This window comes from Pseudomonas sp. S5F11 (assembly GCF_019641515.1).
Taxonomy (GTDB): domain Bacteria; phylum Pseudomonadota; class Gammaproteobacteria; order Pseudomonadales; family Pseudomonadaceae; genus Aquipseudomonas; species Aquipseudomonas rhodesiae.
On record NZ_JAIFJZ010000001.1, the window covers coordinates 4,685,966 to 4,702,749 of the forward strand.

A 16,784-nucleotide genomic window follows, 5' to 3' on the forward strand; every position below is an offset into this window, starting at 1 on the left:
TCTCACTGTGGGCCATGTCGTCAATGTGTCATCGGGATGATGGATTTATGACGGGTGTCGCTTTGTGTTGCTGCGCCATGGCCTCGGCCCCTTGTTCACGCACCCAGAACAGCGTCGCGCCGGCCACCGCCGCCGGCATCATCAACAGGTTGACCACCGGCACCAATAGCACCAGATAGACGACGCCGCCGAAGCTCATGCTCTGCCAGCGTTTCTGGCGCAGCCAGGCGAGCATTTCGTTCCAGCCCAGTTTGTGGTTGTCCGCCGGGTAGTCGATGTACTGGATCGCCATCATCCATACGCCGAACAGCAGCCACAGCGGTGCGGCGACCAGGTTGACCACCGGAATGAACGACAGGATAAACAGGCCGATGGCCCGTGGCAGGAAGTAACCCAGCTTGCGCATTTCCCGGGCCAGGGTGCGGGGAACCATGGCGATCAGTTCGCCCCAACTGAAGGGTGGGAAGTCATCGGTGCCCCGCACCACCACTTCGACCTTCTCCGCCAGGAAGCCATTGAACGGCGCCGCGATGATGTTGGCGAGCATAGTGAAGGTGAAAAACACCATCAGCACCACCAGCACCACAAACAGTGGCCACAGCAGATAATTGAGAAAACTCAGCCAACTGGGCAGGGTCGGCATCAAGTGATCGACCCACAGGCTGAACTGATGGCCGGCAAAATAGATCAGGCCGACGAACAAGATCAGGTTGATCGCCAGCGGCAGCAGCACAAACAAACGCAGGCCGGGGCTCAACACCAGTTTGAGGCCCTCGCGCAGGTATTGCGGGCCGGAAAGAACAGGGGCGGGCATGACGAACTCCGAGCAGAATGACGAACGCGCCGACCTTACCGGCTTTGTCTTCAGGGCGAAAGCGTGGTCAGCGCGACGACATCAAAGGTAACAAACGCGTCGATCAAGGGCGCCGACTGCATAGAGACCGCCTATGAGCTGGATTGTTAATCCGTATTTCCTTAATCTTGCCCCCCTCTATACGCTGCACCCATTATTTTTCAGGATCTGCGAGTTCAAGCCTTCCCCAAGTGCTTCGCGGTCCTTTTTTATTCCAGCCGTCTTGTGGTTCGGGCGGTCGATAGGAGCGAGTCATGTCTGATACCCGTCATTCGCGAGTGATTATTCTCGGTTCCGGCCCTGCCGGTTACAGCGCTGCCGTCTATGCGGCCCGCGCCAACCTCAAGCCGCTGCTGATCACCGGCATGCAGGCGGGCGGTCAACTGACCACCACCACCGAAGTCGACAACTGGCCGGGCGACGTCCACGGCCTGACCGGCCCGGCGTTGATGGAGCGTATGAAAGAACACGCCGAGCGCTTTGAGACCGAAATTGTTTTCGACCACATCAACCAGGTCGATTTCTCGAAGAAGCCTTACAGCCTGACCGGCGACAGCGGCGTGTACACCTGTGATGCCCTGATCATCGCCACCGGTGCCAGCGCTCGTTACCTGGGCCTGCCGTCGGAAGAAGCGTTTATGGGCAAGGGCGTGTCCGCCTGCGCCACCTGCGACGGTTTCTTCTACCGTAACAAGCCGGTCGCCGTGGTTGGTGGCGGCAACACTGCCGTGGAAGAGGCGCTGTACCTGGCCAACATCGCCAGCACCGTGACCCTGATCCACCGCCGTGAGACCTTCCGTGCCGAAAAGATCCTGATCGACAAGCTGCACGCCCGCGTCGCCGAAGGCAAAATCATCCTCAAGCTCAACGCCACCCTGGACGAAGTCCTGGGCGACAATATGGGCGTGACCGGTGCTCGCCTGAAAAACAACGACGGCAGCTTCGACGAGCTGAAAGTCGACGGTGTGTTCATCGCCATCGGCCACACCCCGAACACTTCGCTGTTCGAAGGCGTATTGGAAGCCAAAGACGGTTACCTGGTGGTACAGGGCGGCCGTGAAGGCAACGCCACCGCCACCAACATCGAAGGTATCTTCGCCGCCGGTGACGTGGCTGACCACGTATACCGCCAGGCCATCACCTCGGCCGGCGCCGGTTGCATGGCTGCCCTGGATGCCGAGCGTTACCTCGACGGTTTGAAGGATGCTTCGTTCTAAAGTGCCCATATAAAAAAACCGGCTGCGAGGCCGGTTTTTTTTGGACACCGCTATCGGGGGCAAGCCCCCTCCCACACTGAATCTGCGCTTGCCTTCAACTTGTCGCATTGTGGAGGCATGGACCCGATCAAAATTGTGGAAGGGGGCTTGCCCCCGATGCAGATGTACCCGCTGTTGAATAGTTGGCTGACCCGACACTATCTGGGCAAGCCTATTACCTGCATCTGACTCAGGACTTGCGCGTCAGGGGCTGTGCCGCAAATCTCACCCCGGCCAACCCATGGGCCATCAACGCGCGAATATTGCCATGGTCACTGCCCTCCGGCGTGGCCACCACCGCACGGTAGTGCTCCCCAAACGCCAGCAGCGCTTCCTGATCGCTCAAGCCTTCCAGCAGGGCCAATCCCAGGGTCTTGCACGAACCTTCGTTCTGCAAAGCGGCGTTTTCCACGTTGCCATTGGTGAACGCTTGGGGCTGGTAATCGTAACCGGCCGCGACAAACGCCAGGGTATCGGCAAAAGCGTGCTCGCCACTGTTAAGGCTGGCGCGCAGATTGTTCAGATCAGTCATGGGATTTTCCTTGGGCGAACGCGGCCTGTTGCTCGGCGCTGGCTTCTTTCTGGTATTGGGCTTTCCACTCGGCGTACGGCATGCCGTACACCACTTCACGGGCGTCATCGAGGCTCAGCTCGATCTGGCGCTCATCGGCCTCGGCCTTGTACCACTTGGACAGGCAATTACGGCAAAAGCCGGCGAGGTTCATCAGGTCGATATTCTGCACGTCCTTGCGGCTGTCCAGATGCGCTACCAGTCGGCGGAAGGCGGCGGCTTCGAGTTCGAGGCGTTGTTGATCGTTCATCGTGGGGCTCTTCGAGGCAGCTTCAAGCGGATGAGCTTCAAGCTGCAAGTTGGAATGGGGTTGGCCAATAGCTTGCAGCTTGTAGCTAGCGGCTTGCAGCTAACGTTATCGACACCGACTCGGCAAACCGCAGCGCGTGGGGCTTGTCCACTTCGACTTCGGCATACAGCACCGATGCGTTGCTCATCACCAGGTCCAACAGCTCCTGGGTCAGGCGCTCCAGCAGGGCAAAGCGGTTGCCCTCCACATGGGCAATGATGGCCTTGGTGATAGTGCGGTAGTTCAGCGCGTGGTCGATGTCGTTGTCGCGCACGGCTTCCTGGGCGGCATACAGGATGGTCAGGTTGATCAGCACGTCCTGCTTATTGAGGATTTCGTCCTCATTGATGCCGATATAGGTACGCAGGCACAGGTCCTTGACCCGGATGCGCGCCATGCCTGGTTGAAGTTGTGGCATTGCTACTTGCTCCGTCCAATCAGTTGCAGGAACTCCATGCGCGTGGTGTTCGACTCGCGAAACGCGCCGAGCATCACCGAGGTGTTCATGGTTGAATTCTGTTTCTCCACGCCGCGCATCATCATGCACATGTGCTGGGCCTCGATCACCACAGCCACGCCAGCGGCCTGGGTGACCTCCTGGATCGCATCGGCGATTTGCCGCGTGAGGTTTTCCTGGATCTGCAGGCGTCGGGCGAACATGTCGACGATGCGCGCCAGCTTCGACAGGCCCAGCACGCGGCCGGTCGGGATATACGCCACATGGGCTTTGCCGATAAAGGGCAGCAGGTGGTGCTCGCACAGCGAATACAGCTCGATGTCCTTGAGGATCACCATCTCGTCATTGTCGGAGGCGAACAGCGCGCCATTGACGATCTCTTCCAGGTTCTGCTCGTAGCCATGACACAGGTATTGCATGGCTTTGGCGGCGCGCTTGGGGGTATCGAGCAAGCCTTCGCGTTCCGGGTCTTCGCCCAGGCCCATGAGGATCTCGCGGTAATGGTGGGGCAGGGAAAAGGTCATACAACATCCTCAAAACGGCTTACTTGATATGCCGCCCGCCATTGACGGTCAGGGTGGTACCGGTGACATAAGGGTTATCCAACAGGTAACGCACGCTCTGGTAGATCACGTCGGGGCCGGGCTCGATGCCCAGTGCCGATTTGGCCAGGACTTTGGCGCGATAGGCCGCGTCATCACCCTCGTTGAACATCACCATGGCCGGCGCAATGCCGTTGACCTTGATCCGCGGCGCGAACTGCGCGGCGAACGACAGGGTCAGGCTGTCGAGCCCGGCCTTGGTGGCGCAATAGGCGATGTGCTGGCGGCTGCCCTTGCGCACCACGTCATCGCTGATATGCACGATATCGGCGGGTGAAGAGCGTTGCAGCAAAGGTGAACAATGCAGGTTGATCAGGTACGGCGCAAGCATGTGCACATTGAACATGTCGATAAACGCGCGGCTTTCGTCGCCCCGGGTTTCCGCGATCCAGGCCGAGGCGTTATGAATGATCGCGCGCAGGCTTTGAGTGCGGGTGTGCACTTGCGCGATAAACGCCAGCACCCCGGCCTCGCTGGAGAAGTCAGCGAAGATGTCGATCGCGCCGCGTTCGCGCAAGGCCTGCACGCCGGGGCGTTCGCTGCGGTAACTGAAAATAACCGGTTGACCCTCGTCCAGCAGGCGATGGGCGCAATGCAGGCCGACACGCTGGCCGGCGCCGGTGATCAGGATCGGGGCGTTCGTTGCAGTCATGGGAGGCTCGCGTCGCTGGCAGGCTCGAATCATACCAGCGACACGCCGCCTCTGTACTCACGCCGCCGCTTCGGTGGCCTTGCGCGGTGGCGGGGTGGGGTGCAGCCAGTTCGCCAGCAGGTGGGTCGACAGCGGGATGAACAGGTAAACCATCAGTGGCGTCAGCGCCAGGGTACTGACCAGCACCCGAGGCACCAGCTCCAGCCCGTTGAGCAGCGGCCCCAACACAAAGTTGAACAGCAGCGACACCGGGAAAAAGGCCAGCCAGATCGCCACGGCCTGCTTCCAGCGCGGTGGACGCGCACCCACTGCGCCGAACCAACCGTCGATGCCACGCACACGGTGCTCGGACGGGTCGGCAAACAAGTCGCTGCCACGGCTCAGCCAGGCACTGCGCGACGCCGAAAACTCCCAGGCGTGCAGGGTCTGTTCATCGGCAAACCGGAAAATGATCTGGAACTCATCGTCGTTGGGCGGTGGCGCGAGTACGCCCGAACCCAGGTAACCGGGGAAGTCAGTGGCCAGTTGCTCGCCTTCGCGCAGCCAGGCCATCAGTTCTTCGTAGCGTCCCTTAGCCACACGGCGGGCGACCATCAGGGTGACGGGAGAGGTAGACATTGTGTATCTCCAAATAGACAGGTGCGCTTGACCGGGTAGGTGGCACACAGACGAGGCTGCGGGGTAATGCAGCGACGTGGAAAAAACAGGCAAGGATTATTCCTGAATTCAGCCAATACACCAGCGACATTGGTCTGAAAAGCACAGGTCTTGAAATAGACAGCTTTAAAGGCGTTAAATGAGGCCCCGTTTACCGTTGGTTCTTGGTCTTAAATGCCTTTGATCATTGCCCCCGTTGATAGTATTTCGCATTCAGACTCGACGGATTCTCAAGAGCTGTTTCCGATCCGCGAAGTGTCCAGAATGACAGGCATCAACCCCGTCACCCTGCGTGCATGGGAGCGACGCTATGGTCTGATCCAACCGATGCGCACTGAAAGCGGGCATCGGTTGTACTCCCGGCACGATATTGAGACGGTCAATCGCATCCTCAGTTGGATCGAGCGTGGCGTGGCGGTCAGTAAAGTGGGCAAGATTCTCGCCCGGGATGCTCGCCAGGCTGCAGCGGTCCGCGCCGAAGGGGTTGCGCCGCAGGAGAATGAATGGCTGCAGTTACAGGCACGGCTGAGACAGGCCATCAGTGGTTTCGATGACCGCCAACTGGAGAGCCTGTACGGCCAGGTGCTTGCCACCTACCCCGTCAGCGTCGCATTCCAAGACGTCCTGATGCCGTTGTGGAATGAGCTGCTGCGCCATCAAGGACGCTTCGGCCAGGCCAGTGAATGGTTGTTCTTCGACGCCTTCCTGCGCATGCAAGTATCGCAGCGTCTGCAACTGGCAAGCGCCGCAGCACCGCGTCGAGTTTTACTGGCGGCTCTGCCGGGCGAATGCCGTAAGTTGGAATTGCTGGTGGCGGGCTTGCTGATGGCGCGCGACGGCCTAGCCGTGACGGTGCTCGGGATGGGCCAGCCTTTCGACGAGTTGACGCTGGTCTGCCAGAAGATCCAGCCCCAGGCGCTGGTGATCTTCTCCAATCATGCCCATAACCACGACCTGGCTGCGCGGTTGAACCGCCTGGCGCAAACCCTGGATTGCCCGCTATTTATCGCCGGGGATGCTTCAGACCTGGCCGAAAACGACCTGGCGGGTTCTTCCATCGGCTGCTTGGGCAGTTACGGGCCGGTGATGCAGCGCCGTTTGCAGCAGTTTCTCAGCGGCAGCCTCGATACCTGATTTCAGGCATGCACGTGCGGGTGAGCCAAGCGGTGCTGGTGCAGGATGAAGTGGCGCAGGCGTTCGGTTTCGTCCACGTTGCTCTGGCTAATGCGATAGGCGAACAGGCCCCGCGCGGTTTCCCGTTGCAGCGTGCCGCGCAGGGCGATGCGCTCGTAGCCGGAAGGGCTGAACCACAACGCGAAGGTTTTCGGCGGCTTGAAGCGCCCGCGGATTTCCACCAGCACGCCTTTGAATGACACCTCATGCACCCACAGGGCGCCAGGGATGCCCCGGATATTCTCCAATGCCACCGGCGTTTCCAGTGCCAGCCGCCACGGGCGAATCATGGGCCCGTCTTCGAAAATACTCGGCACGCCTAGCCGCAGATGCACCGCATTGAACTCGTCCTCTACCAACTGCAAAGGGAAGGTCAGTTGCTGGTTGTCGAACTGCGCCTGGATGGTCACATGGTCATGAGCCGCGAGGCGGGTGAGTAGATCGCGAATCTGCGCGCCGCCGTTGACGGTCAGGCTCGACGAAGAATCCCGCAGGTTGAGTTGCGGGTTGTGCTGCATGTTCTGAATGAAGTCCAGTTCATCCTGGGTCAGAAGTGCGTTGCGTGGCATCGCCGTTGCTCGGTAGGAGGTGCTAAAGCGCCATTATCCCCTTTAGTGACCCTGTTTTCTAAATTTTGTTTGTTCCGCTGGTCGCGCGAAGGGCAGCAAGCTCGGCCTTGACCTGGGCCAGTTCGGCTTCCAACTGGGCCACGCGCTGTTGGGCCTTGACCTGCTGGGTAACATCCTTTTGCACACCGACAAAATACGTCTGCTTGTCGGCCTCGTTATAAACCGTCGACAGCGACAGCTCATTCCAGAAATGACTGCCGTCCTTGCGGTAATTACGCAGGATTTCTCGGCAGGCGCCGCCGCTTTCCAGTATGTCGCGAATGGCCATCAGCGCGGGTTGGTCGCGATCGCCCGATTGCAGGAAGCGGCAGTCCTGATAGAGGATTTCATCCAAGGTGTAACCGGTCAGCCGTTCGAATGCCGGGTTGACGTAAATCAGCGGTTTGTCTTTGCCTTCGCGTTCGGCGACGACGATACCGTCGTTCGACGCATTGATGACCAGTTGCATCAGCTTGGCATTAATCATTGAGCGGTCCATGGCATGTCGGTGGAATGTGCAGTTTATGGCAAGTGCTGAATCTTGCACTGGGCACCGCGAAATTTTTGCGCCAGCTGTTAATATCCCAGGCTTTCGCTCAACTACAGGATCAGATTGATGAAAGTCGCCATCCTTTCCGGCTCGGTGTACGGCACCGCAGAAGAAGTGGCCCGCCACGCTGTCGGCATCCTCAAAGCCGCGGGCTTCGAGGCCTGGCACGATCCTCGCGCCACCCTGGCGGACGTGCAGGCGTATGCCCCCCAGGCGCTCGTGGCCGTGACGTCCACCACCGGCATGGGTGAATTGCCCGACAACCTCCAGCCTCTGTACTCGACACTTCGCGATCAACTACCCGCTGCCTTGCGCGGTTTGCCTGGCGCGGTAATCGCTTTGGGCGACGCCAGCTACGGCGATACCTTCTGTGCCGGTGGCGAGCAGATGCGCGAGCTGTTCGGCGAGCTGGGCGTGCGCGAAGTGCTGCCGATGCTGCGCCTGGATGCCAGCGAAAGCGTGACCCCGGAAACCGACGCCGAACCGTGGCTGGGCGAGTTGATCACGGCACTGCGCGGTTGAGTGGGTACTCACGCAACAGCGCCAGCCAGGCTTGGGCGGCTTTCGACAGATAAGCGCCGTCGCGCCAGATAAAAGCAATGTCCCAGCGCAGATAATCCGGCGCTTGCAGGGGCACGCGCACCACCCCTGGACGCACCAGCCCACGGGCGACCACGCTGGGCAGCAGCACCACGCCCTGGCCGGCCGCGACCAGGGCCGCAAGGAAATCCGCCTGGCCGCTGCGCCCGGCTTCCTTGGGGGTAAAGCCCAGGCTTTGGCAGGCTTGCAGCAGCCGATCATTCAACACGAAGCTGCGCTGATACATCAGGAACGGTGTGTCGGCCAGCGCCTCCAGGCGTACCTGTGGTTGTTGCGCCAAGGGGTGATCCACGGGCAGCAACGCGTCCAGCGGTTCATCGCAGAACGCCTGCCAGGCAAACGCCGGATCGCTGGGCATCAGGCTGCCGCCCACTTCCAATTCGCCGTTGAGAATCGCCTGTTCGATGCTGCGCGTGCCGCCTTCCAGCAATTGGATGGTCACGTTGGGGTAGCGTCGGCGGTATTCGGCAAATAGCTCGGCGAACAAGGTATCGCCGCCTAGCTGCGGCAGGCCCAGGCGTAACTCGCCACGGGTGAGCTGTTGCATGTCGTCCAGTTCGCTCTGCAGTTCGCTTTGCAAGCGCAGCATGGCTTCGGCGCGTTGCAACACGACGCGGCCGGCGGCGGTCAACCGAATGTGCGAACCGGTGCGCTCCAGCAGCGGCGTGCCGAGGCTGTATTCCAATTGTGCGACCTGCTTACTGACCGCCGATTGGCTGATGTGCAGGGTTTTACCGGCCTGGGTAAACCCACCGCGATGAACCACTTCGACAAAACTGCGCAGCTGTTTGAATTCCATGGGTCCGATTCCAGTCTGGAATGGCTGGCAGTCTAACAATTCGCTTCGGGGATAGGCATGGCCTCTTTAAAATAGAAGCCCTGCGAGGACCCCAACCATGAATCGTCTTACCTTTAAACCCCTTGGCCGCCTGTTGACCGAACTGGTGGTGCTGCTGGCTATCTACCTGCTGGGATGCCAATTGGCCGCCTGGCTGGCCTGGCCGATTCCCGGCGGCGTGGTGGGCCTGGGCTTGTTGCTGGTGGCCTTCGCCAGTGGCTTGGTGCAACCGGCCACGCTGCAATTGGGCGCCGGTGTGTTAATGGCGGAAATGCTGCTGTTCTTTATTCCTGCATTGATGAGCCTGTTGGACTACGGCGGCCTGGTACGCAACGAAGGCTGGCGCATCCTGCTGGTGATCGGTTGCAGCACCTTGGCGGTGATGCTGGTCACGGCGTTTACCGTGGAGCTGGTGTGCCGCTGGAGGTTGCGCCATGAAGCTTGAACTGATGCCGGTGTTCTGGCTTGCGCTGACCCTCGGCGCCTATGTCTTCAGCCGTTGGTTGTATCGACGCACCGGGCGTTATCTGTTGTCGCCGTTGGTCCTGGTGCCGGTGTTGCTGCTGGCGGTGGCGGTGCCGATGCATACCGCCTATGCCGAATACGCCACCGACACCCACTGGTTGATTGGGGTGCTAGGCCCGGTCACCGTGGCGTTCGCGGTGCCTATATGGCAGCAGCGCCGTTTGTTGGCGCGCCACTGGTCGGCGTTGTTGCTGGGGATGGTGGCGGGCAGCGCAGCCTCCATCGCCACCTCGTTTGGCCTGGCCAAAGCGCTTGCGTTAGACAGCTCGGTGGCGTTGTCGCTGGTGCCGCGCTCGATCACTACGCCGTTCGCGATGCCGGTGTCATCCGACCTGGGCGGGGTGCCGGAACTCACGGCTGTATTCGTGATGTTCACCGGGGTGATCGGCGCCATGCTCGGCGGCGTGTTGCTCAAATGGCTGCCTTTGCGCACGCCGTTGGCGCGTGGCGCGCTGTTCGGGGTAGGCGCCCATGGTGCGGGTGTGAGCCGCGCCCATGAGGTGGGTGGCGAAGAAGGCTCGGTGGCTGGCCTGGTGATGGTGCTGACCGGCCTGCTCAACCTGTTTGCCGCGCCTTTATTGGCGGCGCTTCTCTGACGGCGCCTGTACGAATTTCAACTATTCTCAAAGCTGACTCGCACAGTCATCAAGCTGGCTGCCAAGGCGACTCCGCCAGCCAAGCCGCCTGACTAGACTGGCCCATCCCTCAAAAAAAACAATAAGAACGTGCGCCAAGGAGGTCATCACCGTGAGCCTAGCCCCGGTTGTATCGCCACACAATGTCCAGGCCCAGGTCAGCGCGGCCGAGTGGCAAACGCGTGTCGACCTTGCCGCGTGCTATCGCCTGGTGGCGATGCATGGTTGGGACGATCTGATCTTCACCCATATCTCGGCCAAAGTGCCGGGCACCGACGATTTCCTGATCAACCCCTACGGCCTGATGTTCCACGAGATTACCGCGTCGAGCCTGGTCAAGGTCGACCAGGCCGGCAACAAGCGCATGGACAGCCCCTATGACATCAACCCGGCCGGCTACACCATCCACAGCGCCATCCATGAAGTGCGCCACGATGTGACCTGCGTGCTGCACACCCACACCGCCGCCGGTGTCGCCGTGGCTGCGCAGAAACAGGGCGTATTGCCCATCAGTCAGCAATCGATCTTCGTGCTCTCCAGCCTGGCCTATCACGCTTACGAAGGGGTGGCGCTGAACCACGAGGAAAAGGCCCGCCTGCAAGCCGATCTGGGCGACAGTCAATTTCTGATGTTGCACAACCATGGCCTGCTGACCTGTGGCGCCAGCATCGCCGACACGTTCCTAATGATGTTTATCTTCCAGCGCGCCTGCGAAATCCAAGTACTGGCGCAAACCGGCGGCGCCGAGCTGATTGGCATCGAGCCGCAGATTCTCGCGGGAGCGAAGGCCATGAGCGCGGCCGTCACCAAGAGCGCTCAAGGCATGGGCGGCGCGCTGGCCTGGCCGGCGTTGTTGCGTAAGCTGGACCATCAAAACCCTGGGTATAAAACCTGATGCCAATCGCCGAGATCCCGCTTCGAGCCTGGCGCAAGCGTGGCCAGGATTTCGACTTTCATGGCCGTACCATCCGCTACTGGGTAGCGGGGCAGGGCGAGCCGCTGTTGCTGATCCACGGTTTTCCCACGGCCAGTTGGGACTGGCATTACCTGTGGCAAGCCCTGGCCCAGCGCTACCTGGTGATCGCCTGCGACATGCTCGGTTTCGGCGATTCGGACAAGCCCATGGACCATGGCTACTGCCTGCTGGAACAGGCGGATTTGCAGCAGGCCCTGCTCGACCACCTGCGTGTGGGTCAACCGGTGCATGTGTTGGCCCACGACTATGGCGACAGCGTCGCCCAGGAACTGCTGGCGCGGCACTATGAAGGCCGCTTCCGGATGGCCAGCGGGGTGTTTCTCAACGGTGGGCTGTTTCCGGAAACCCATCGCCCGGCGCTGGTGCAGAAACTCCTTCTCAGCCCATTGGGCTGGATGATCGGGCGGGCCTTCGGGCGCAATGCCCTGTCGAAAAGCTTCAGCCAGATTTTCGGCCCCTCCACCCGCCCCAGCGAAAGTGCCCTGGATGATTACTGGAGCCTGATCAGTTGCAACGATGGCCCGCGCATCTTGCACAAATTGATCGCTTACATCCCCCAACGTCGGCGCCTGCGCGATCGTTGGGTGCAAGCCATGCAAAGGGGAGGCGTGCCGTTGCGGGTGATCGACGGCGAGATCGACCCGATTTCCGGTGCCCACATGGTGGAGCGTTACCAGCAGTTGATACCGAATGCCGACACGGTGCTGCTGGCCAATATCGGCCATTACCCACAGGTCGAGGCGCCGGTGCAGGTGCTCAAGCACTACCTGGCATTTCGTGATCGGGTCGGGCGGCCCGCGTCGCAGGTGGCCTATTCCTGAGGCACGCAATATCCCTCAGCCTTATCGCGCACCATTCAGCCGCGACCGTATTTATTGTGACCAAAGGCCCTGTGCCTGACACTCCAGCCATTCCCATTGTCGCCATTGGAGTTCGGTATGAGTGAGTCAGTGCAGTTTCAGGATAAGGTCGTGATCGTCACCGGTGCCGGCGGCGGCTTGGGCCGGGCCCATGCGCTGTTGTTCGCCCGGCATGGCGCCAAGGTGCTGGTCAACGATCTCGGCGGTTCGACCCAGGGCGAGGGCGCCAGTGCGTCGGCGGCTGACCGTGTGGTGGCGGAGATTCGTGCGGCGGGCGGTATCGCCGAGGCCAACCATGACTCTGTCACCGACGGTGACAAGATCGTGCAGAACGCTCTCGATGCGTTTGGCCGTATCGACGTGGTGGTCAACAACGCCGGCATTCTGCGGGACAAAACCTTTCATAAAATGAACGACAGTGACTGGGACCTGGTTTACCGGGTGCATGTCGAAGGCGCCTACAAAGTCACCCGCGCCGCCTGGCCCCATCTGCGCGAGCAAGGTTATGGCCGGGTGATCTTCACCGCGTCCACCTCGGGCATCTACGGCAACTTCGGCCAGTCCAACTACGGCATGGCCAAGCTCGGCCTGTACGGCCTGACCCGCACCCTGGCGCTGGAAGGCCGCAAGAACAACATCCTGGTCAACGCCATCGCCCCGACCGGCGCCACGCGCATGACCGAAGGCCTGATTCCGCCGCAGGTGTTCGAACGCCTCAAGCCGGAGCTGGTCAGCCCGCTGGTGGTGTACTTGGGCAGTGAGGCCTGCCAGGAAACCTCGGGGCTGTTCGAAGTGGGCGGCGGCTGGATCGGCAAGACCCGCTGGGAGCGCAGCCTGGGCGTGGGCTTCGACCCCGAAGCCGGGTTCTCCCCGGACGACGTGGCCGCCCATTGGGCGCAGATCTGCGACTTCGAAGGCGCCGCGCACCCCAAGGACAATATCGAAGCGTTGAAGGAGATGATGGCCAACTTGCAGAAATACAGCCTGTGATCATTGCCTGAACATGCTTGAATCCCACGGGGCGCTGATGGCGCCCCGTTTGTTTCGCGCATAAAAAAGGCCGCTGCACAGGCAGCGGCCGAAGTAAGACGTTTGATCAAGGAGCAACAAATCAACGTCAGTGAACACCGGTAACAGATTGAAAGAAGGCATCAATCTATTGAACTTGAGCTTGTCTTCCAAACCTGGAAGCGGGCGGTTTGCCCTGAAAGCCCGGGCAGAATAGCGGTTTGTAACAAGATGAGTAATAGCGGTTCAGGACAAGGACTGTTACGTATCCGGCAACAGTCTTAAGTTCGCCATCCATGCTCCTGATAGTGCGCCATCCACCCGGCGCATACCCGCGCCCGCACCCAGCCAGAGCGGCCTGTAATCCTTTCGAACGACAACACGAATCCCTCCTTGGTGCGCTTATCGCTCCTGATGCGCGGCAGTAGGGTGGGGCCTTCTGTCACTCACCGGGGAAGACGCATGACAAAAACAACAATGCGCGCCATCTTCACGCCACAGGCGCTGGCTGCTGCGGTTGCGTTGGGTTGCTGTGCTCAGGCGCAGGCTGTTTCGTTCAACATTGGCGAGATCGAAGGGCAATTCGATTCGTCGCTGTCGGTCGGTTCGAGTTGGGGCATGCGCGATGCCGACAAGAAGCTCGTGGGCACCGTCAACGGCGGCACGGGCCAGGCTTCCACGGGGGATGACGGACGCCTCAACTTCAAGAAGGGCGAGACCTTCTCCAAAATCTTTAAAGGCTTGCACGATCTGGAGCTGAAGTACGGCGATACCGGCGTGTTCGTGCGCGGCAAATACTGGTACGACTTCGAACTCAAGGACGAAGACCGCGAGTTCAAGCCCATCAGCGACCACAACCGCAAGGAAGGCGCCAAATCCAGCGGCGCAGAGATCCTCGATGCGTTCGTCTACCACAACTATTCCCTGGGCGACCTGCCGGGCACCGTGCGCGCCGGTAAGCAGGTGGTCAGTTGGGGCGAAAGCACCTTCATCGGTAACTCCATCAACAGCATCAACCCGATCGACGTGTCGGCGTTTCGTCGGCCGGGCGCCGAGATCAAGGAAGGCCTGATCCCGGTGAACATGCTGTTTGCGTCCCAGAGCCTGACCAACCAGCTGACCGTGGAAGGTTTCTATCAGCTGGAATGGGACCAGACCGTGTTGGACAACTGCGGCACGTTCTTCGGTGGCGATGTGGCGGCGGACGGTTGCACCAATAACTACACCGTCGGCAACCCGGCCATCCGCCCTTTGCAACCGGTAGCGGCGGCGTTCGGCCAGGGTTTTAGTGTGGCCAATGAAGGGGTGATCGTACGGCGTGCCGGCGACCGCGATGCGCGGGATTCCGGCCAGTTCGGCGCCGCGTTGCGCTGGTTGGGCGACGACACCGAGTACGGCCTGTACTTCATGAACTACCACAGCCGTACCCCGACCGTGGGCACCATCACCAACAACACCAGCCTGGCCACCCTCGGCGCCATCGCCGGCGCGGCCAATGGCCTGGCACCCGGCTCCGGTGCGGGCCTGGTGCAAAGCCTGATGCTCGGGCGTGGCCAGTACTACCTCGATTACCCGGAAGATATCCGACTGTTCGGCGCCAGTTTCTCCACCACGTTGCCCACCGGCACGGCCTGGACCGGGGAGATCAGCTACCGGCCGAATGCGCCGGTGCAACTGAATACCACCGACCTGACCCTGGCCTTGATCAACCCGGTCGCCGGCCAGGCGGCCTCGCCGATTCGCAGCAACTTCGGGGATGACAACACCGGCTACCGCCGCAAGGAAATCACCCAAATCCAGAGCTCCATGACCCAGTTCTTCGACCAGGTGTTGGGCGCTGAGCGTCTGACGGTGGTGGGCGAAGCGGCCGTGGTGCATGTGGCGGGCCTGGAAGACAAATCCAAACTGCGTTACGGCCGCGACTCGGTGTATGGCGCTTACGGATTCCAGGGCGACACCGACGGTTTCGTCACCTCGACGTCCTGGGGTTACCGCGCGCGGGCGATCCTGGACTACAACAACGCGATTGCCGGGGTGAACCTCAAACCCAACCTGTCCTGGTCCCATGACGTTGCCGGCTACGGCCCCAACGGCCTCTTCAACAAAGGCGCCAAGGCCATCAGCGTGGGCGTCGATGCCGACTACCGCAGCACCTACACCGCCAGCCTCAGCTACACCGACTTCTTCGGCGGCGACTACAACACCCTGACCGACCGTGACTTCCTCGCCCTCAGCTTCGGCGTGAACTTCTGATTTGGCTTAGAGAAGGACAAGAACGTATGCGTAAGACAATTGCAGTGTTGGCCCTCAGCTTGTTGGCCGCCAACGTATGGGCCGCGGTTTCCCCGGAGGAAGCCGCCAAGCTTGGCACCACCCTCACTCCGGTGGGCGCGGAGAAGGCTGGTAATGCCGACGGTTCGATCCCGGCCTGGACCGGTGGCATCCCCAAAAATGCCGGCGCGGTGGACAGCAAAGGCTTTCTGGCTGACCCGTTCGCCAATGAAAAACCGCTGTTTGTGATCACCGCCGCTACGGTGGACAAGTACAAGGACAAACTGTCCGACGGCCAAGTGGCGATGTTCAAGCGCTACCCCGAGACCTACAAGATTCCGGTCTACCCCAGCCACCGCACGGTGAACCTGCCGCCTGATATCTATGAATCAATCAAACGCAGCGCGCTGAACGTAAAGGCGATCAACGACGGTAACGGCCTGGAGAACTTCACCGGCAATCGTTACTACGCGTTCCCGATTCCCAAGAATGGCGTGGAAGTGCTGTGGAACCACATCACCCGTTATCACGGCGGCAACCTGCGTCGCATCATCACCCAGGCCACCCCACAGACCAATGGCAGCTACACGCCGATCCGCTTCGAGGAAGAAGTGGCGGTGCCACAGGCCATCCCGGATATCGACCCGGCCAAGGCGGCCAACGTGTTGAGTTACTTCAAGCAATCGGTGACCGCGCCGGCGCGCCTGGCGGGTAACGTGCTGCTGGTGCACGAAACCCTCGACCAGGTGAAAGAGCCGCGCCTGGCGTGGATCTACAACGCCGGTCAACGCCGCGTGCGGCGGGCGCCGCAAGTGTCCTATGACGGGCCGGGCACCGCGTCCGACGGCCTGCGCACCACCGACAACTTCGACATGTTCTCCGGCGCGCCCGACCGCTATGACTGGAAGCTGGTGGGCAAAAAAGAGATGTACATCCCCTACAACAGCTACAAGCTCGACTCGCCGTCGCTCAAGTACGACGACATCATCAAGGCCGGCCACATCAACCAGGACCTGACCCGCTACGAGCTGCACCGCGTATGGGAAGTGGTCGGCACGGTCAAGCCGAGCGAGCGCCACATCTATGCCAAGCGTCACATGTACATCGATGAAGACAGCTGGCAAGTCGCGCTGGTGGATCACTATGACGGCCGTGGCCAACTGTGGCGGGTTGCCGAAGGTCATTCGCAGTTCTACTACGACCATCAGGTGCCGGCGTATACCGTCGAGACCCTGTATGACTTGATCGCCGGGCGTTATATCGCGCTGGGGATGAAGAACGAGGAGAAGAGCAGCTTCGTGTTCGGGTTCGCGGCCAAGGCGGCGGACTACACCCCGGCGGCGTTGCGAGCCGAAGGCGTGCGCTGATCCCGGAGCAAAGGTGGGAGGAGGCTAGTCCCCTCC

20 protein-coding genes are annotated in these 16,784 nt (G+C 60.9%); 10 read left to right on the top strand and 10 right to left on the bottom strand.

Annotation, left to right across the window (positions count from 1 at the left end; all coding sequences use genetic code 11):
* Positions 1 to 28 precede the first annotated feature (28 nt).
* Complete coding sequence (gene cysZ, locus K1567_RS21130; RefSeq protein ID WP_034115065.1) at positions 29 to 814, bottom strand: sulfate transporter CysZ; 786 nt, start codon at positions 812 to 814, stop codon at positions 29 to 31.
* A 293-nt stretch (positions 815 to 1,107) separates the two neighbouring features.
* Here cysZ and trxB point away from each other — a divergent pair, with 293 nt between their 5' ends.
* Positions 1,108 to 2,070: a thioredoxin-disulfide reductase gene (trxB, locus tag K1567_RS21135; protein WP_034115064.1), complete on the top strand. Its 963-nt coding sequence runs from the start codon at positions 1,108 to 1,110 to the stop codon at positions 2,068 to 2,070.
* Positions 2,071 to 2,299: 229 nt separating this feature from the next.
* On the opposite strand, the gene K1567_RS21140 is transcribed toward trxB, so the two are convergent.
* From K1567_RS21140 to K1567_RS21165, 6 genes are all read right to left on the bottom strand, one after another.
* Complete coding sequence (locus K1567_RS21140; protein ID WP_034100550.1) at positions 2,300 to 2,641, bottom strand: HopJ type III effector protein; 342 nt, start codon at positions 2,639 to 2,641, stop codon at positions 2,300 to 2,302.
* Entirely contained in the window at positions 2,634 to 2,930 is a 297-nt protein-coding gene (locus K1567_RS21145; RefSeq protein ID WP_034100549.1) for a DUF1244 domain-containing protein, read from the bottom strand. The genes K1567_RS21140 and K1567_RS21145 overlap by 8 nt, the downstream gene beginning before the upstream one ends.
* An 85-nt stretch (positions 2,931 to 3,015) precedes the next feature.
* Entirely contained in the window at positions 3,016 to 3,387 is a 372-nt protein-coding gene (gene folX, locus K1567_RS21150) for a dihydroneopterin triphosphate 2'-epimerase (protein ID WP_034100548.1), read from the bottom strand.
* 2 nt (positions 3,388 to 3,389) lie between these two features.
* A complete protein-coding gene (folE, locus tag K1567_RS21155; protein ID WP_034100547.1) occupies positions 3,390 to 3,950 on the bottom strand; it encodes a GTP cyclohydrolase I FolE in 561 nt (186 codons plus the stop codon).
* A gap of 19 nt (positions 3,951 to 3,969) precedes the next feature.
* Positions 3,970 to 4,680: a dihydromonapterin reductase gene (gene folM, locus K1567_RS21160; RefSeq protein ID WP_040269422.1), complete on the bottom strand. Its 711-nt coding sequence runs from the start codon at positions 4,678 to 4,680 to the stop codon at positions 3,970 to 3,972.
* Between the two features lie 57 nt (positions 4,681 to 4,737).
* Positions 4,738 to 5,298 carry an antibiotic biosynthesis monooxygenase gene (locus K1567_RS21165; protein ID WP_034139260.1) on the bottom strand — a complete coding sequence of 187 codons (561 nt, stop codon included), beginning with the start codon at positions 5,296 to 5,298 and terminating at the stop codon, positions 4,738 to 4,740.
* 213 nt (positions 5,299 to 5,511) lie between these two features.
* Here K1567_RS21165 and K1567_RS21170 point away from each other — a divergent pair, with 213 nt between their 5' ends.
* A complete protein-coding gene (locus tag K1567_RS21170) occupies positions 5,512 to 6,471 on the top strand; it encodes a MerR family transcriptional regulator (protein ID WP_220698835.1) in 960 nt (319 codons plus the stop codon).
* A 2-nt stretch (positions 6,472 to 6,473) separates the two neighbouring features.
* Here the strand turns inward: K1567_RS21170 and K1567_RS21175 are convergent, their stop codons facing one another.
* Both K1567_RS21175 and K1567_RS21180 read right to left on the bottom strand, forming a co-directional pair.
* A complete protein-coding gene (locus K1567_RS21175) occupies positions 6,474 to 7,079 on the bottom strand; it encodes a hypothetical protein (protein WP_034100543.1) in 606 nt (201 codons plus the stop codon).
* A gap of 58 nt (positions 7,080 to 7,137) precedes the next feature.
* Complete coding sequence (locus K1567_RS21180) at positions 7,138 to 7,605, bottom strand: PAS domain S-box protein (protein WP_034100542.1); 468 nt, start codon at positions 7,603 to 7,605, stop codon at positions 7,138 to 7,140.
* Positions 7,606 to 7,734: 129 nt separating this feature from the next.
* On the opposite strand from K1567_RS21180, the gene K1567_RS21185 reads away from it, so the two are divergent.
* Positions 7,735 to 8,190, top strand: a complete 456-nt coding sequence (locus K1567_RS21185; RefSeq protein ID WP_034100540.1) for a flavodoxin — start codon at positions 7,735 to 7,737, stop codon at positions 8,188 to 8,190.
* Here the strand turns inward: K1567_RS21185 and K1567_RS21190 are convergent.
* Entirely contained in the window at positions 8,171 to 9,067 is an 897-nt protein-coding gene (locus K1567_RS21190) for a LysR family transcriptional regulator (RefSeq protein WP_169868789.1), read from the bottom strand. The genes K1567_RS21185 and K1567_RS21190 overlap by 20 nt on opposite strands.
* A 97-nt stretch (positions 9,068 to 9,164) precedes the next feature.
* On the opposite strand from K1567_RS21190, the gene K1567_RS21195 reads away from it, so the two are divergent.
* The 7 genes from K1567_RS21195 to K1567_RS21225 all read left to right on the top strand — a co-directional run bounded on the left by K1567_RS21195 (position 9,165) and on the right by K1567_RS21225 (position 16,748).
* The gene (locus tag K1567_RS21195; RefSeq protein ID WP_034100536.1) at positions 9,165 to 9,551 is read left to right on the top strand and encodes a CidA/LrgA family protein; all 387 of its coding nucleotides are present in this window, start codon (positions 9,165 to 9,167) and stop codon (positions 9,549 to 9,551) included.
* Positions 9,541 to 10,227 carry an LrgB family protein gene (locus K1567_RS21200; RefSeq protein WP_040269416.1) on the top strand — a complete coding sequence of 229 codons (687 nt, stop codon included), beginning with the start codon at positions 9,541 to 9,543 and terminating at the stop codon, positions 10,225 to 10,227. Before K1567_RS21195 ends, K1567_RS21200 begins: the two co-directional genes overlap by 11 nt.
* Before the next feature lie 151 nt (positions 10,228 to 10,378).
* Positions 10,379 to 11,161, top strand: coding sequence for a class II aldolase/adducin family protein (locus K1567_RS21205; RefSeq protein WP_034115057.1), 783 nt, complete (start codon positions 10,379 to 10,381; stop codon positions 11,159 to 11,161).
* Positions 11,161 to 12,063 (top strand): alpha/beta fold hydrolase, encoded by a 903-nt coding sequence (locus K1567_RS21210; RefSeq protein ID WP_034115056.1) that lies wholly within the window; start codon positions 11,161 to 11,163, stop codon positions 12,061 to 12,063. Before K1567_RS21205 ends, K1567_RS21210 begins: the two co-directional genes overlap by 1 nt.
* A gap of 117 nt (positions 12,064 to 12,180) precedes the next feature.
* On the top strand, positions 12,181 to 13,092 hold the full coding sequence (locus K1567_RS21215; RefSeq protein WP_169868788.1) for an SDR family oxidoreductase: 912 nt from the start codon (positions 12,181 to 12,183) through the stop codon (positions 13,090 to 13,092).
* 480 nt (positions 13,093 to 13,572) lie between these two features.
* A complete protein-coding gene (locus tag K1567_RS21220) occupies positions 13,573 to 15,363 on the top strand; it encodes a DUF1302 domain-containing protein (RefSeq protein WP_371264009.1) in 1,791 nt (596 codons plus the stop codon).
* A 26-nt stretch (positions 15,364 to 15,389) separates the two neighbouring features.
* Positions 15,390 to 16,748: a DUF1329 domain-containing protein gene (locus K1567_RS21225; protein WP_034100521.1), complete on the top strand. Its 1,359-nt coding sequence runs from the start codon at positions 15,390 to 15,392 to the stop codon at positions 16,746 to 16,748.
* Positions 16,749 to 16,784 lie beyond the last annotated feature (36 nt).

Coding starts and splice junctions, on each gene's coding strand:
- K1567_RS21215 (WP_169868788.1), top strand. CDS start 12,181: ATGAGTGAGTCAGTGCAGTTTCAGGATAAGGTCGTGATCGTCACCGGT.
- K1567_RS21220 (WP_371264009.1), top strand. CDS start 13,573: ATGACAAAAACAACAATGCGCGCCATCTTCACGCCACAGGCGCTGGCT.
- cysZ (WP_034115065.1), bottom strand. CDS start 814: ATGCCCGCCCCTGTTCTTTCCGGCCCGCAATACCTGCGCGAGGGCCTC.
- K1567_RS21175 (WP_034100543.1), bottom strand. CDS start 7,079: ATGCCACGCAACGCACTTCTGACCCAGGATGAACTGGACTTCATTCAG.
- folE (WP_034100547.1), bottom strand. CDS start 3,950: ATGACCTTTTCCCTGCCCCACCATTACCGCGAGATCCTCATGGGCCTG.
- trxB (WP_034115064.1), top strand. CDS start 1,108: ATGTCTGATACCCGTCATTCGCGAGTGATTATTCTCGGTTCCGGCCCT.
- K1567_RS21210 (WP_034115056.1), top strand. CDS start 11,161: ATGCCAATCGCCGAGATCCCGCTTCGAGCCTGGCGCAAGCGTGGCCAG.
- K1567_RS21165 (WP_034139260.1), bottom strand. CDS start 5,298: ATGTCTACCTCTCCCGTCACCCTGATGGTCGCCCGCCGTGTGGCTAAG.
- K1567_RS21170 (WP_220698835.1), top strand. CDS start 5,512: ATGCCTTTGATCATTGCCCCCGTTGATAGTATTTCGCATTCAGACTCG.
- K1567_RS21140 (WP_034100550.1), bottom strand. CDS start 2,641: ATGACTGATCTGAACAATCTGCGCGCCAGCCTTAACAGTGGCGAGCAC.
- K1567_RS21190 (WP_169868789.1), bottom strand. CDS start 9,067: ATGGAATTCAAACAGCTGCGCAGTTTTGTCGAAGTGGTTCATCGCGGT.
- K1567_RS21195 (WP_034100536.1), top strand. CDS start 9,165: ATGAATCGTCTTACCTTTAAACCCCTTGGCCGCCTGTTGACCGAACTG.
- folM (WP_040269422.1), bottom strand. CDS start 4,680: ATGACTGCAACGAACGCCCCGATCCTGATCACCGGCGCCGGCCAGCGT.
- K1567_RS21180 (WP_034100542.1), bottom strand. CDS start 7,605: ATGATTAATGCCAAGCTGATGCAACTGGTCATCAATGCGTCGAACGAC.
- K1567_RS21145 (WP_034100549.1), bottom strand. CDS start 2,930: ATGAACGATCAACAACGCCTCGAACTCGAAGCCGCCGCCTTCCGCCGA.
- K1567_RS21200 (WP_040269416.1), top strand. CDS start 9,541: ATGAAGCTTGAACTGATGCCGGTGTTCTGGCTTGCGCTGACCCTCGGC.
- folX (WP_034100548.1), bottom strand. CDS start 3,387: ATGCCACAACTTCAACCAGGCATGGCGCGCATCCGGGTCAAGGACCTG.
- K1567_RS21225 (WP_034100521.1), top strand. CDS start 15,390: ATGCGTAAGACAATTGCAGTGTTGGCCCTCAGCTTGTTGGCCGCCAAC.
- K1567_RS21185 (WP_034100540.1), top strand. CDS start 7,735: ATGAAAGTCGCCATCCTTTCCGGCTCGGTGTACGGCACCGCAGAAGAA.